General features: G+C 67.0%; 15 protein-coding genes. 3 read left to right on the top strand and 12 right to left on the bottom strand.

All coding sequences use genetic code 11. The annotated features are described in order from the left end of the window. Positions 1-470: 470 nt before the first annotated feature. The 6 genes from AC06FB_RS12675 to AC06FB_RS12650 all read right to left on the bottom strand — a co-directional run bounded on the left by AC06FB_RS12675 (position 471) and on the right by AC06FB_RS12650 (position 4,427). On the bottom strand, positions 471-908 hold the full coding sequence (locus tag AC06FB_RS12675) for a hypothetical protein (protein WP_053517890.1): 438 nt from the start codon (positions 906-908) through the stop codon (positions 471-473). Positions 909-919: 11 nt separating this feature from the next. After that, a complete protein-coding gene (locus tag AC06FB_RS12670; RefSeq protein WP_053517889.1) occupies positions 920-1,123 on the bottom strand; it encodes a PspC domain-containing protein in 204 nt (67 codons plus the stop codon). Positions 1,124-1,187: 64 nt separating this feature from the next. Beyond that, on the bottom strand, positions 1,188-1,559 hold the full coding sequence (locus tag AC06FB_RS12665; RefSeq protein WP_053517888.1) for a YfeK family protein: 372 nt from the start codon (positions 1,557-1,559) through the stop codon (positions 1,188-1,190). A gap of 32 nt (positions 1,560-1,591) precedes the next feature. Continuing rightward, positions 1,592-2,665 carry a class III poly(R)-hydroxyalkanoic acid synthase subunit PhaC gene (locus tag AC06FB_RS12660; protein WP_053517887.1) on the bottom strand — a complete coding sequence of 358 codons (1,074 nt, stop codon included), beginning with the start codon at positions 2,663-2,665 and terminating at the stop codon, positions 1,592-1,594. A gap of 3 nt (positions 2,666-2,668) precedes the next feature. Beyond that, complete coding sequence (gene phaE, locus AC06FB_RS12655; RefSeq protein ID WP_478053755.1) at positions 2,669-3,790, bottom strand: class III poly(R)-hydroxyalkanoic acid synthase subunit PhaE; 1,122 nt, start codon at positions 3,788-3,790, stop codon at positions 2,669-2,671. A 22-nt stretch (positions 3,791-3,812) separates the two neighbouring features. Further along, the gene (locus tag AC06FB_RS12650) at positions 3,813-4,427 is read right to left on the bottom strand and encodes a CDP-alcohol phosphatidyltransferase family protein (protein WP_053517884.1); all 615 of its coding nucleotides are present in this window, start codon (positions 4,425-4,427) and stop codon (positions 3,813-3,815) included. A gap of 343 nt (positions 4,428-4,770) precedes the next feature. Here AC06FB_RS12650 and AC06FB_RS12645 point away from each other — a divergent pair, with 343 nt between their 5' ends. After that, positions 4,771-5,421, top strand: coding sequence for a class I SAM-dependent methyltransferase (locus AC06FB_RS12645; protein WP_065182725.1), 651 nt, complete (start codon positions 4,771-4,773; stop codon positions 5,419-5,421). 53 nt (positions 5,422-5,474) lie between these two features. On the opposite strand, the gene AC06FB_RS12640 is transcribed toward AC06FB_RS12645, so the two are convergent. From AC06FB_RS12640 to ppsR, 5 genes are all read right to left on the bottom strand, one after another. Continuing rightward, entirely contained in the window at positions 5,475-6,836 is a 1,362-nt protein-coding gene (locus tag AC06FB_RS12640) for an MATE family efflux transporter (protein ID WP_459040225.1), read from the bottom strand. A 115-nt stretch (positions 6,837-6,951) separates the two neighbouring features. Next, the gene (locus AC06FB_RS12635) at positions 6,952-7,584 is read right to left on the bottom strand and encodes a DUF2239 family protein (protein ID WP_197601005.1); all 633 of its coding nucleotides are present in this window, start codon (positions 7,582-7,584) and stop codon (positions 6,952-6,954) included. A 93-nt stretch (positions 7,585-7,677) separates the two neighbouring features. Next, entirely contained in the window at positions 7,678-8,166 is a 489-nt protein-coding gene (locus tag AC06FB_RS12630; protein ID WP_053517878.1) for an NUDIX hydrolase, read from the bottom strand. Positions 8,167-8,206: 40 nt separating this feature from the next. Beyond that, positions 8,207-8,719 carry a DUF1249 domain-containing protein gene (locus AC06FB_RS12625; RefSeq protein ID WP_053517876.1) on the bottom strand — a complete coding sequence of 171 codons (513 nt, stop codon included), beginning with the start codon at positions 8,717-8,719 and terminating at the stop codon, positions 8,207-8,209. A 177-nt stretch (positions 8,720-8,896) separates the two neighbouring features. Next, on the bottom strand, positions 8,897-9,718 hold the full coding sequence (gene ppsR, locus AC06FB_RS12620; protein ID WP_053517875.1) for a posphoenolpyruvate synthetase regulatory kinase/phosphorylase PpsR: 822 nt from the start codon (positions 9,716-9,718) through the stop codon (positions 8,897-8,899). Positions 9,719-9,863: 145 nt separating this feature from the next. On the opposite strand from ppsR, the gene ppsA reads away from it, so the two are divergent. Further along, entirely contained in the window at positions 9,864-12,242 is a 2,379-nt protein-coding gene (gene ppsA, locus AC06FB_RS12615; RefSeq protein ID WP_478053754.1) for a phosphoenolpyruvate synthase, read from the top strand. 150 nt (positions 12,243-12,392) lie between these two features. Further along, positions 12,393-13,286 carry a mechanosensitive ion channel family protein gene (locus AC06FB_RS12610; RefSeq protein ID WP_065175325.1) on the top strand — a complete coding sequence of 298 codons (894 nt, stop codon included), beginning with the start codon at positions 12,393-12,395 and terminating at the stop codon, positions 13,284-13,286. Positions 13,287-13,391: 105 nt separating this feature from the next. Here the strand turns inward: AC06FB_RS12610 and AC06FB_RS12605 are convergent, their stop codons facing one another. Beyond that, positions 13,392-14,507, bottom strand: a complete 1,116-nt coding sequence (locus AC06FB_RS12605; RefSeq protein WP_478053753.1) for an alkene reductase — start codon at positions 14,505-14,507, stop codon at positions 13,392-13,394. Positions 14,508-14,583: the final 76 nt, after the last annotated feature.

Here is a 14,583-nt window from a genome sequence, read left to right as displayed (position 1 = left end):
ACGCGTTTCATGTGATTGGGCCGGGCGGGGTGGGTTCGCGGGACACGCCGTAAACCCGTCCCTGGGGGCTCGATGGCGCCATCCATGGCGCCAACGGTCCCGCGAACCCACCCCGCCCGGCCCCTGACAGTTCTTCGGGCACGTTCACCCACGGAAAAGAAAAAGAAGATCGAAAGCAAAAGCAGCCTGGCCGGCTGCATTTTGTAGAGCCGAGCCCACGCTCGGCTGCTTTCAGGTCAGTCCACGAAGCCGAGCGCAGGCTCGGCTCTACACGAGCACGTGCAGCGGGCGACCGGCTTCTGCTGTTCTTTCTTCTTTTCCGTGGGTGGTGCAGGCCACAGCCCTCTATCAGAGGGCGGTCGGGTTGGGGTCGCGGGGGTGTCCGCGGCATGGATGCCGCGGCCAAGCCCCCAGGGAACGGTTCACGGCGTCCATTGCCGCCCACGAGGGGCTGTGCCGTTGGCTGCAGACTACGGCCACCAGCCGTGCCCGAACCGGGCGTAATGATCCGCCGCCCGCTCGAACGGGTTGCGCGCACTCACCCCGCCGCACAGCAGGTACACCGGCAGGTACAGCGGCCCCAGCACCAGGTACTGGTAGACGTGCGCGCGCTCATGGTCGTCCAGCCGGATCAGCGGCTCCGCCCCCCACCCCGCCTGATGCGCATAGGTCCGGCACGGCATGGCCAGATCATGGCCGGTATGCAGGATCACGTTGCCCAGCGTGATCGCGCCGCCGGGCCCCCACGGCCAGCGATCGAACACCAGCGCGCACTCCCGACCGCTCCAGCGCACCGTCGCACCGCCCAGCAGCCCGGCCAGGCCTCCGACCAGGCCGATCAGCGAATTGGGGACGGTCCAGGCTGCACCCAGCACCTGCAAGGCACGCAGCCAGATCGGCCGGACCATGGCAGGACGGTTCAATCGGCCTCGTTGGGAATCAGCAGCCACAGGATCAGATAGACCAGGATGCCGGGAAATGCCGCCGATGCCAGCGACACCAGTACGAAGACCACCCGCAGCAGCGTGGAATTCCAGCCGAAGCGATGCGCGATGCCGCCCATCACCCCGGCGATCATCCGGTCGTTCAGCGAGCGCGACAACGTGCGGGGCGTGGTACTCATGGCGGATCCTCCTGGCAGTGCATAAAGCAGTCGAACAGGACTCGACTCTACACCGCCCCCCTGTCTACGGCGTGCGTTGGCGCAGCGCCTGCAGCCGGGCGCTGAACCATGCAGCCGACGCCTGCTCCGGTTGCCCGGGGCACTGGATGCGGTAGGCCTTGCCGCTCATGCTGCTCTGGGTAGCGGCGCGTTCGATGAACTGCTCGGCGCTGTCCACCAGGTCCTTCTTCAGCAGGTAGTCGTACTTGCGCTGCAGGTGCGCGCGCGCACTGCTGCCGTCGTACCAGCGGCCGTTGCGCTGGAAACGGCACTGGGAGCCGTCCAGGCTGGAGATCAGCTGCGCGATTTCGCCGCGCGCTACGGGGCCCGGGGCCGCAGGGGCCCATGCAGGGGTCAGCAGCAGCGCTGCAACCAGCAGTGATTTGTGCGACAGCATCCTTGGCTCCAGCCCGTCCAGAGCGCCTGAGACTAGCCCTTCCCGTCCCGGGCCTTCAACCAGCCATCAATCGTAGCTGGCACTTCGCGCTGCGCCCGTCCGGACACGTAGATTCCAATATGCCCCCCGCGGAAACTGGACTCGGTGTAGTCCTCCGTGCCCAGGCGCCCCCGCATCGCGCGCGACGCATCCGGTGGCACCAGATGGTCTTGCTCGGCATAGATGTTCAGCACGGGCAGGGTCACCTGCGACAGATCCACAGCTTCCTCGCCGATCCGCACCGTACCGTTCACCAGCGCGTTGTCCTGGTAGAACTGCTTGATGAAGTCGCGGAACGCCTCGCCCGCCAGATCCGGCGAATCGAAGATCCATTTCTCCATGCGCAGGAAATCCTCCAGCGCGGCCTTGTCATCGAGGATGTCCAGCAGGCCCACGTACTTCTGCACGTTCAGGCGGAACGGCTTGAGCATCAGGTAACTGGCATTCATCAGGTCGGCCGGGATGTTGCCCAGCGTGTCCACCAGCAGGTCCACGTCCACCTGCCGCGCCCAGTGCGAGAGCATGTTGTCGGCGGTGTGGAAATCAACGGGCGTCACCATGGTGATCAGCTTGCCCAGCTTCTGCCGGCGCAGCGCCGCATAGCACAGCGCGAACACACCGCCCTGGCAGATGCCGAGCAGGTCCACCGGGCCGCCGCTGCGCGCGCGCAGGGCATCCACCGCGCCCTCGATGTAGCGCAGCAGGTAGTCCTCCAGCGTCTGGAACCGTTCGGATCGATCCGGGTAGCCCCAGTCCAGCACGTACACGTCCTGCCCCAGTGCCAGCAGCTTCTGCACCAGCGAGCGATCGGCCTGCAGGTCAACCATGTAGGGGCGGTTGACCAGTGCGTAGACGATCAGCAGCGGCGTCCGCCGGGTCGGTGCCTGTTCGCCGACGAAGCGATAGAGCACCACCTTGCCATCACGCCAGACTTCCTCGCGGGCGGTCACCCCGTAATCGACATCTTCCACCTGCGGCAGCAGCTTCAGCCCTTCCATCAGCTTGCGCTGCATGGCCAGGGTCTCCTGCATCAGGTCATCGGCATTGAAGCCCAGAGGTCCCTTCATCGGTCATGTTTTCCGCGAGGAAGTACGGGATGTCGCCTTCCTGGCTGGCGCACGCTTTGCAGCAGCCTTCTTGACTGCAGCCTTCTTGACTGCAGCCTTCTTGACTGCAGCCTTCTTGACTGCAGCCTTCGGCGCTGGCGCCGCCTTCTTCGCGGCCGCCCTGCGAGTGCCAGGCTTCACCCTGGCCGGGGCCGGCTGTGCGGCCGGATCCACCGTCGCCGTACCCGCCAGCACCGTCACCTGCGCCTGCAGGCGACGCAGGCTGCGCTCCAGCTCGGCAATGCGACGGTGCGCGGCATCCATTTCGGAACGGGTCGGCAGGCCGATCCGCTCGCTTACCTGCTCCACTTCGCGCTGCAGCCCAGCGCGCAGGCGCATCTGTGCGTTGCCGAGGTCGGCATAGACCTGCTGGAACGGCTCGGACAGGGCCACCTTGGCGTAAGCCTCTTCGGCCGCCTCGATCCACAGGTCGAACATCGCCCGCGCGCTGGTCAACTGGCTGCCGGGCTGCTCATGCTGGGCCAGCCGCTGCTCGAACAGCTCGAAGGCCTCGTCCAGCGCCTGCCGGATCTGTTCGACATAGGCGCGTGACTGCTGCTGGTAATCCTCCTGCGCGCGCAGCAGGGCCTGCCAGCGCGCCTGGTGTTCACGGCCGGGACCGAAGGCGGGGCTCTGCAGCCACGGGCCCGCCTGCAGCTGCCATTGCTGCAGCCAGTTGGCGAACTCCGGCAACGAACCGCCGGCCTGGGTGCTGCCGCGCGCGCCCTGCAGCATCCATTGCAGCAGGCCATCCCCCTGGCCCTGCACTGCCTCACGCCAGGCCTGTGCCACTTCTGCGCTGCTGGCATCGCGACCGGCGAAGCGGCTGGCGACCTCCTGCATCGTGCCGTACCAGCTGCCCGCCTGCTCGCGGAACCGGCGCACCGCGTCCTCCGGCGCACCCGGCCCCTGCTCGGGCAGCATCTGGCTCCAGCCGTCAAACAGGCGCTGCCAGCTGCCGGCATCGCCGCTGCCCGGCGCACCGGCGGCGGAGGCATGGCGCAGGGCATCGCCCCAAGCCCCGAAATACTGCCGGGCCAGAGTCTCGAAATCGCTGCTGCCGGCGTCATGGGCCGAACTGGTCATCGCAGGCCTCCGCAGGATGCCGTCATGGCTTGGGAATACGCAGGGTCTTGCTGATCATCAGCGACCCGGACAGGGCGAACAGCAGCACCATCGGATGCAACTGCCACGGACCCAGCTGCCATTGGCCAAGCCAGATGTCCGGGCCGATCGCGTCGGTACCCGCCGCGATCGCCAGCACGATCACCAGCACCAGGCTGGTCGGGATCGGGGTGCCCTCGAAAAACTTCACCTTGCCCTCGTCGCCGGCCAGCGCCTCGGCAGTCACGTTGTAGCGGGCAAGGCGGCTGACGCCACAGCAGACGAAGTAGCTCAGCACCAGCCAGTCCCACCCGCCCTGCATGCCACAGGCATAGGCCAGCGCGGCCGGGGCCACGCCGAAGGAGATCACGTCGGACAGCGAATCCAGCTCGCGGCCCAGCGTCGAACTGGATTTGCGCCAGCGCGCGATGCGGCCGTCCAGCGCGTCGAAGATGAAGGCCAGCGGGATCAACGCCATGCCGAACAGCAGGTAGCCACGCTCGCCATCCTGCAGGAAGCGCATGGCGGCGAACACCGCGCCGGTGCCGCAGAAGGCGTTGGCCAGGGTGAACCAGTCCGCCAGCTGGAACTCGCGCAGCATCGAGAAGTGACGTTTCATGAAGTCTCACGGGGCATCAAGGGCCACAGGTTACCGCGAGCGCAGCCGCTGGCGACAGCACGGCCCGCGTTCCCCCTTCACCGGTCGCTCACGCATCGTCACCAGCGGTGAATTTTTCGCCACCCATCTTGACAGCCTAGGGGGGTGGCGCCTGTCGAGGCTTATCCACAAAGTTGCCCACGCGTAATCCACACCCCCTGTGGACAACCCGTTCTCACCGACTGCGACGGTGGACATTTGCTCATCACTTCTGGCGGGGTTTCCGCCCTTCCCAAGCCGGCTCTCTGGCGCTATGGTCAGCGGCGGACCCGCCGTCGCCACGTCCTGATCCCCTCACCGGACGATGCCGATGCTGGACGCAGCCACCCTGGCCGCTCAACTGCGGATGCCCCATGGCGACCACGCCCTGGACGTGGCCGACGCGATGAACCGCAGCAATGGCGGGCTCAACCAGGCCGCCATCCGCCTGCTCGCGACCGCTGCAGGTGAGAGCGTGCTGGAAATCGGCCCGGGCAATGGCGCGTTCGCGCCCCTGCTGCTGCAAGCGGCCAACAGCCGCTACCTCGGTATCGAACTGTCCACCGCCATGGTTGCGGCCGGCAACCAGCGACTGGCCTCGACCGGCCTGGGTGATCGCGCGGAACTGCGCCATGGCGACGCCCACGCCCTGCCCGTCACCGATGCCTGCGTGGACGCGGCGCTGAGCGTAAACACCCTCTACTTCTGGCCGAACCTGGCGCCGGTGCTGGACGAACTGGCGCGGGTGCTGCGCCCTGGCGGCCGCCTGTGCCTGGCGTTCGGCGATGCCACTTTCATGCGCGGTCTGCCGTTTGCCTCGACCTTCCACCTGCACGAACTGGAGGCGGTGGAACGCGCGCTGCGGATCTCGGGCTTCCGTGTTTCGGCCTGGCGGGCACACCGTGAAACCGCGGAAGGCAACGATGGCCAGCAGCGCGAGAAGCACTTCCATCTGCTGCTGGCGCACCGGCAGTGATCGTTTTCCGTCGGGGATGGCCAGGCGAGCGCAGCCGCCAGGCGCCCAGGCGCTCAGCCGGCAATCCGGCGCCGCCAACCGGCGAAGCAGAACAGCTGCAGCACCAGCATCATCACCAGTCCCAGCGGCCAGGCCCACCACAGTCCCGCCAGGCCATGCCGCGCATGCAGCCAGGCCGCCAGCGGCAGTTCCAGCAGCACGATGGCCGCCATTCCGAGCAGCGCCGGCCACACGACCGTGCCGCTGCCGCGCATCACGCCCACCAGCACCGAGGCGCCGCCCATTGCCAGCACGCCCCAGGCCACCGTGCGCAGCTGCTCTGTCGCCAGCGCGCGTACGTCCGGTGCGTCCAGGATCAGGCCGACCAGCCACGGTGCCGACAGCATCACCAGCCCCACCACCGCAGCCAGCAGCCCGCCCCCCAGCCACGCACCGGTGCGGGCGATCGCAGGCAGCCGCGCCATGCGCCCTGCGCCCATCGCGTGCGCAGCCAGTACAGTGGCGGTGATGCCCAGCGACATCGCCGGCAGCTGCACCCAGCTCATCAGCTGGTTGACCGCGCCATAGGCGGCGGTCGCCAGGTAACCGTGCCGGTTGATCCAGCCCAGCAGTACGATTTCGGCAACGGCCAGGCTGAGCATCTGCAGCGACGACGGCACCCCGATCCGCAACATTGATCGCGCCGTGCCCGCATCCACGCGCACCGCACGCAGCAGATCACGATCGGGTGCCAGCGGATGCCCCTGTCGGCGCCAGCGCCACGACAGCCAGGCCAACGCCAGCGTGGAAGCCAGCACCGCGGAGAATGCGGCGCTGGCTGCTCCCATCCTCGGCAGGCCTGCAGCACCGACGATCAGCAAGGGTGTACACAGCAGGCCGATCAAGGTGGCGATCAGCAACGCGTGCAGCGGCGAAATCGCATCGCCCACCGCGCGGCTGACCGACGTTGCCAGCCAGAGCAGGAAGATCACCGGCACGCCGCTCAGCATGATGCGCGCGTAGGCGATGGCCTCACCCAGGATCGGCGCCGGTGTGCCGAGCGCCTGCAGCAGCTGCGGTGCGAACAGGTTGCCGACCACCATCACCAGCAACGACACCGCCAGCATCAGTGCGATCGCCGTTCCGGCGACCCGCCGCACCCGCACCACATCACCGCACCCCCACGCCTGCCCGATCAGCACCGTGGCGCCCGTAGCCAGGCCCATTGCCAGGGCCAGCAACAGGAAGAACATCGGAAACACCGCTGCCGCTGCGGCCACCGCATGTGCACCGAGCAGGTGGCCGAGGTAGATGTTGTCGAGCGTCCCGGAGGCCAGCTGCAGAGCGTTGGTCAACAGCATCGGCAGCAACAACCCGAGATAGGCGCGCCACAGGGGGGGCGACACAGGCGCTGCGGACAGTGATGGGGGATTCATGGGCATTCCATGGGCAAAGCGTTGCCCTGCCCGGCCAAGGGGCCAGCAGGAGACGCAGGTGGGAGGAGTAACGGCCCGCGGTCAGCGCGGCCGCTTGCATGTGCGGGGCGGCAGGTCAGTCGTCGGTGCTGCCGGCAGGTTCGTCGAAGGCCAGACGCAAAGCGTGGCTGCGTACGTCGACAGGCCAGCTTTCCAGCACAGCCTGCAGGCGCGCGCGGTCGTGCGCGAACAGCGCACGCGTGGCTTCCTCGAAGCCGGGCAGATCGCCGCCGATGGTCTGCAGGAAGTGATACGCGCGTTCGGCGTTGCGGCGCTGCCGGTCCAGATCGGCACTGGCCCGGCTGGCCGCTTCCACCAGCCGCCGCAGCGCCACCGAGGCGCCGCCCGGCTGTCCGGCCAACCAGGTCCAATGACGCGGCAGCAGCGTGACCTCGCGCGCGACCACACCCAGTTTCGGTCGCCCGCGCCCGCGCGCCACCACCGGCTCATCGGTGGCCGCCGTCTGCACATCGGCGTGCGCGCGTGATGCCGGGAAGGCCTGGGCGATACGCACCAGCAGCTGCGCGACGCTGCCACGCGTGTCGAAATCCCGGGTCAGGCCGGTGGCGTTGTCGAACACCAGCAGCGGGCCGGCAGCCGCATCGGCACGCAGCTGCCTGAGCGCCAGCGCGGCGACGTCCGGCGTACCGGAAGCGACAAGTCGATGACCGTCGAAGCAGCTGAACGGCGGAAGGGGAGCATTGGACATGGCACGGGCACCGGGGCGATGCGGAAATATTACCCGGGCAATTTTATGGCGTCAATATCACCCGGGTATTAATCCGCACTGCCTCGACGCGGCTCACAGCCGGCTGAACGACCAGCTCTGCATGCGTCCGTCCTTGTACGGCATCACCCCGTGGAATGGACGCGGATCCGCATCGAACACCAGCGGCAGGAAATTGCGGTCGCCCTCCCACATCGGCAGCGTGTCGAGCTTGTCCAGGTCCACCCACTCCAGCGTGCCCTCATGGTTGCCGCCATGCGGGCTGCCTTCAAAGCCGTCGATCACGAACACGAACCCGAACCAGTCCTCACCGTGCTTGCCGAAACCCGGCCAGCTGATGGTACCGCGCAGACGCATCGAGGTACACGCGATGCCGGCTTCCTCTGCGATTTCGCGGCGCATGCCGGCTGCGACGTCCTCGCTCGGCTCGATCTTGCCCCCCAGGCCGTTGTACTTGCCCAGATGGTGGTCGCCGGGGCGGGTATTGCGATGGATCATCAGCACCTGGCGCCCGTCGGGCGAAAGCACATAGCCCAGGGTGGCGACGATCGGGGTATACGGCATGGCGGCATCCGGCGGCAGGTCAGCCCCGGATTATGGCCGATCAGCGCACCAGCGACAGGCGACGCTCGCCATCGGCTGCCGCGCTGCCGTCCGGATCGCGACGCAGGGTGGCCACGCCATGGCCACGCTCGGCCAGGTATTCCAGCCACTTGCCGAGGAAGGTGTTCATCCGCATGCGGTGGCTGATCAGTTCGGCCGGCGGCGGATACAGCCCCATGGTGTCCTGCCAGCGGCGGCCGACGTAGCAATGGGTGGTTTCAGCCTGGCGTGCGTCGCGGTACAGGCGCACATAGGCCGACGGGTCCGGCTCGCCGGTCACCGGGTCGGCCAGGTCGTAGGTCAGGCGCAGTTCGACGGTGTAGCGATGGCACTCGATCACGTCCAGGCGCACATCCAGGCCATCACCCACCGAAGAGATGTAGCTGCCCGCAACCAGCTCGGCCGGTGCGAACAGGCGCACCAGGTGCCGGTAGTTTTCCGCATACAGGCCCATGAGCCAGCTCAGCCGGCTCAGGCGGGGAATGCGTTCGGTTCGGGGCAAGGCTCGGGCCATGGGTCGATCCTACACGTTGGTGGTTCAACGTGGGGGCGGTTCACGCCGCAGCCAACCCACCGGCCGCGATCGTCCCTGTCCAGCCACGCGCCGACGGGTAGCGCTGGGGCATGCCCGGCGAGCACGCAGCGCAGCCATCAAGCGTGGCCCGGCATCGCCGGCGCCGCCGGGAGAGGATCAGTACATTTCGCGCTGCAGCCCCAGCGTGCCCAGCACCTTGCTGGAGATTTCCTCGATGGAAGTGTGCGTGGTGCTCAGGGTCGGAATCCTCTCCATGCGGAACATGGTCTCGGCCGCAGCCACTTCGCGCCGGCAGGTTTCCAGATTGGCGTAGCGCGAGTTCGGCCGGCGCTCCTGGCGGATCTGCTGCAGCCTGTCCGGGTCGATGGTCAGGCCGAACAGCTTCCGCCGGTAGTTGCGCAGCCGCGCAGGCAGGCGGTCGCTTTCCAGGTCTTCATCGGTCAGCGGGTAGTTGGCTGCGCGCACCCCGTAGTGCAGGGCCAGGTAGATGCAGGTCGGGGTCTTGCCGGCCCGCGACACCGCCACCAGGATCACGTCGGCATCGTCGTAGTTCACCGCGATGCCGTCGTCGTGGGTCAAGGCGAAGTTCATCGCATTGATGCGGCGGTGGTAGGTGTCGAAATCGACCATGCCGTGGGCCTGGCCGACCCGGGCCAGGCGCGGGCTGGACAGTTCCCGCTCCAGCGGCTCGATGAACGGCGCGAACACGTCCAGCATCAGCGCCCCGCTGTCTGCCAGGATCAGGCTCAGGCTCTGGTCCACGCAGGAGTTCACCACGATCGGCCGGACCTGGTAGCGCTCCCCCGCCGCCTGGATCCGGGCACAGGCTTCACGGGCCTTTTCGGGGTCATCGACGAACGACATGCGATCGGTAATGAAGCTGAACCCGGAGAACTGGGTCAGCAGGCTATGTCCAATGGTTTCAGCGGTGATACCGGTTCCATCGGAAACATAGAACACCGGGCGGATGGTCGACATGCGCGCTTTTACCCCCTACGAAGCCTAAAAAGGCCGCCAGCACAAGCTTGTGCCGACGGTACTCTGCCCGGCATCATATCGGCTTCTTCCTACGGACGCGGCCATTACAGCCCGCCTCGGGCGATGGCCAAACGGAGCATCGCGCTTGAACGAGAACATCCTGTGGTTGCACGAACTGCGTCTGGCCGACCTGGCCCGCGTAGGCGGCAAGAATTCGTCGCTGGGCGAGATGATCGGCAATCTGGCCGGTCTGGGCGTGTCGGTGCCAGGCGGTTATGCCACCACCGCTGAAGCCTTCAAGGACTTCATCGCGCACAACGATCTGTCCAAGCGCATCTTCGACAAGCTGGCCACGCTGGACGTCGAGGACGTTACCGCGCTGACCGCGGCCGGCAAGGAAATCCGTGGCTGGGTCATCGACGCTCCACTGCAGCCGCAGCTGGACCAGGACATCCGGACCGCGTACGCCAAGCTGAGCGCCGAGAACGGCGGCGGCGACGTGGCCGTGGCGGTGCGCTCTTCGGCCACCGCCGAAGATCTGCCCGACGCCTCGTTCGCCGGCCAGCAGGAAACCTTCCTCAACGTCACCGGTGCCGACGATGTCGTGCACAAGGTCAAGGAAGTGTTCGCTTCGCTGTACAACGACCGCGCCATCGCCTACCGCGTACACCACGGCTTCAAGCATGAGGACGTGTTCCTGTCCGCCGGCGTGCAGCTGATGGTGCGCTCGGGCGTGGGTTCCTCCGGCGTGCTGTTCACCCTGGATACCGAATCGGGCTTCCGCGACGTGGTGTTCGTCACCTCGTCCTTCGGCCTGGGCGAAATGGTCGTGCAGGGCGCGGTCAACCCGGACGAGTACTACGTCTACAAGCCCACCCTGCAGGCCGGCAAGCCGGCGATCCTGCGCCGCTCGCTCGGCAGCAAGGCGATCCGCATGGTTTACTCGGACGTTCCCGGCGAGCGCGTCAGGATCGAGGACACTCCGGCCGAACTGCGCAACACCTTCTCGATCAGCGACGAGGACGTGCAGGAACTGGCCAAGCAGGCGCTGGTGATCGAAAAGCACTACGGCCGCCCGATGGATATCGAGTGGGCCAAGGACGGTGTCAGCGGCAAGCTGTTCATCGTGCAGGCGCGCCCGGAGACGGTGAAGTCGCGCAGCCACGCCACCCAGATCGAGCGCTTCGCGCTGACCGAAAAGGGCGGCAACGTGCTGGCTGAAGGCCGTGCCGTGGGCGCCAAGATCGGTTCAGGCGTGGCCCGCGTGGTGAAGACGCTGGACGACATGAACCGCGTGCAGCCGGGCGACGTGCTGATTGCCGACATGACCGATCCCGATTGGGAGCCGGTGATGAAGCGCGCTTCGGCCATCGTCACCAACCGCGGTGGCCGTACCTGCCACGCCGCGATCATCGCCCGCGAGCTGGGCGTACCGGCCGTGGTCGGCTCGGGCAACGCCACCAAAGTCATCGAAGACGGCCAGCTGGTCACCGTCAGCTGCGCTGAAGGCGATACCGGCTTCATCTACGAAGGCAAGCTCGGCTTTGAGCGCACCACCACCGATCTGGGCAACATGCCGCCGGCTCCGCTGAAGATCATGATGAACGTGGCCAACCCGGAACGTGCCTTCGACTTCGGCCAGCTGCCGAACGCCGGCATCGGCCTGGCGCGCCTGGAAATGATCATCGCCAGCCACATCGGCATCCACCCGAACGCGCTGCTGGAGTACGACCGCCAGGACGCGGCAACGAAGAAGAAGATCGACGAGAAGATCGCCGGCTATGGCGACCCGGTCAGCTTCTACGTGGACCGCCTGGCCGAGGGCATCGCCACCCTCACCGCGTCGGTCGCGCCGAACCCGGTGATCGTGCGTCTGTCGGACTTCAAGTCCAACGAGTACGCCAACCTGATCGGCGGCAGCAGCTACGAGCCGCACGAAGAGAACCCGATGATCGGCTTCCGCGGCGCCAGCCGTTATGTCGATCCGAGCTTCTCGGCTGCTTTCGCGCTGGAGTGCAAGGCCGTACTGCGCGTGCGCAACGAAATGGGCCTGGACAACCTCTGGGTCATGATTCCGTTCGTGCGCACGCTGGAAGAAGGCCGCAAGGTGGTGGAAGTCCTCGCCCAGAACGGGCTGAAGCAGGGCGAGAACGGCCTGAAGATCATCATGATGTGCGAAGTGCCGTCCAACGCACTGCTCGCCGATGAGTTCCTGGAGATCTTCGACGGCTTCTCGATCGGCTCCAACGACCTGACCCAGCTCACCCTGGGCCTGGACCGCGACTCGTCGATCGTCGCCCATCTGTTCGACGAACGTAACCCGGCAGTGAAGAAGCTGCTGTCGATGGCGATCAAGTCGGCACGGGCCAAGGGCAAGTACGTCGGCATCTGTGGCCAAGGCCCGTCCGATCACCCGGACCTGGCCGAATGGCTGATGCAGGAAGGCATTGAATCGGTGTCGCTGAACCCGGACACCGTGGTCGATACCTGGCTGCGCCTGGCCAAGCTGAAGGCCAGCGCATGATGCGTTGAAGCTGCAGGCTGACGTCGTTTTCATCGACGTATGCCCATACTGCTGCTGCATGCAAGCCCCGCCTCTGCGGGGCTTGCTGTTTATGGCGTGCGCGCACGCCCTGCCCTAGGCAGCCCACTTCCGCAGCAGAGGACTACCCGCATGATCGCCGCCGCACCCGCTACGCCCGCCACGTCCTCCTGGTTCCACACCTTGAACTGGGAGCGACTGCTGGAAACCTATGGCGTGCCCCTGCTGGCCGCCATCGTGGTGCTGCTGGTCGGCCTGTGGGTGGCACGCCGCCTGTCCAACGCGATGCCGCGCGCGACCGCGCGAATGGGCGCCGACCCGATGCTGGGCAGCTTCCTGCGCAACGTGGTGTATGCGGCGTCGCTGGTGATCGTGGTGGTTCTGGCCATCGGCACGCTGGGCGTAAAGATCACCCCGCTGCTGGCCGTGCTCGGTACTGCAGGCCTGGCCGTCGGCCTGGCGCTGAAGGATTCGCTGTCCAACATCGCTTCAGGCGTGATGCTGGTGACCCTGCGCCCGTTCCGCGTGGGTGATGTGGTGACGGTCGCCGGCCAGACCGGCACGGTGCGCGAAGTGCGCATTTTCCAGACCGTCATCACCGGCGCTGACAACCAGCACACCACCATTCCGAACACCCTGATCACCGCGGCGCCGATCATCAACCTCACGGCCGAACCGACCCGTCGCGTCGAGCTGGTGGTCGGCATCGGCTACGACGACGACATCCAGTTGGCGCGCGATACCGCCCTCGCGCTGATGAAGGCCGACCCGCGCGTACTTCAGACGCCGGTGCCGGACGTAGTGGTCTACGAGCTGGGCGCGCACGCGATCAATCTGGGCATCCGCTGCTATGTGAAGTCGGCCGACTGGTTCGGCACGAAGGTGACGCTGCTCGAGCAGATCAAGCTGGGCTATGACAAGGCTGGCATCAACATTCCTTACCCGCAGCAGGACATGCATCTGTACCTGCACGGCAAGGACGGTGGCGTGGTCGAGGCCGACGCGCTGGTGCGCGACACGCCCTGACCGCTGCGCCTCATCCCGCGCTGCGCGCTCGCCGGGCATGGCCCGGCGCTACCTGCTCAAACGGTCGGCACGGGTAGCGCCGGGCCATGCCCGGCGGATGCGGAATCAGGCAGCGACGCTCTTTTCCAGCGTCGGGTAATCGGTGAAGCCCACCACCCCGCCTCCGAAGAACGTCGCGCGGTCCGGCAGGTTCAGTTCCGAACCTTGGCGCAGCCGCTCCGGCAGGTCCGGGTTGGCGATGAAGGGCCGGCCGAAACCAATCAGGTCAGCCCAGCCTTCGGCCAGTGCCTGCTCGGCGCGCTCGGCGGTGTACTTGCCGGCGTAGATCAGTGTGCCCGGATAGACCATGCGCAGCGCCTGCTTGAACGCCAGCGGCATCGGTGGTGCGTCGTCCCAGTCGGCTTCGGCGATGTGCAGGTAGCCCACGCCCAGCCCACCCAGCAGATGCGCGGCCGCCAGATAGGTGGCCTGCGGCGTATCGTCCACCGCCCCCTGCAGCGTGGTCAGCGGCGCCAGGCGCACCCCCACCCGGTCGCCGCCCGCCACCTCGACCACCGCCCGCGTCACCTCACGCAGGAAGCGCAGCCGGTTCTGCAGCGCGCCACCATAGCCATCGGTGCGCTGGTTGGCCTGCGAATCGATGAACTGGTTGATGAGATAGCCATTGGCCCCATGCAGCTCGACCCCGTCGAAGCCCGCCGCCAGTGCATTGCGCGCCGCCTGTGCATAGTCCTCGACGATGCCTGGAATCTCGTCCTCGCGCAGGGCGCGCGGCATCGAGTGCTGGATCATCTCGCCCACGCCGGCCTCCGGACCGGCACCGGTCGGGTCAACGAACACCTTCACGCCTTCGGCCAGCAATGCCGACGACGACACCGGAGCCTCACCGTTCGGCTGCAGGGCAACATGCGAAACACGGCCCACGTGCCACAGCTGCGCATAGATGCGTCCGCCGGCCGCGTGCACCGCATCGGTGACCTGGCGCCACCCCTGTACCTGTTGCGGACTGTGGATGCCCGGGGTCCAGGCATAACCCTGGCCCTGCGCGCTGATCTGGGTGCCTTCGCTGATGATCAGGCCGGCGCCGGCACGTTGCGCGTAGTACGCCGCCATTTCGGCGGTGGCAACATTACCGTGGGCCGCACGCGAACGGGTCATCGGCGGCATCACGATGCGGTTGGGCAGAGTCAGTGCGCCCAGGCGGTGGGGAGTGAACAGCATGTCGGCCATCTCTTGCGGGGGAGTGCCGCAAAGAATGGGGATGGCGCCCGCCGGGCAACAGGTACGGACTGGCAAA

It is taken from the genome of Stenotrophomonas sp. Steno-C15, assembly GCF_056393265.1.
Note: the sequence above shows the minus strand (reverse complement) of the source record. Positions and strands in the feature narration are given on the sequence as shown.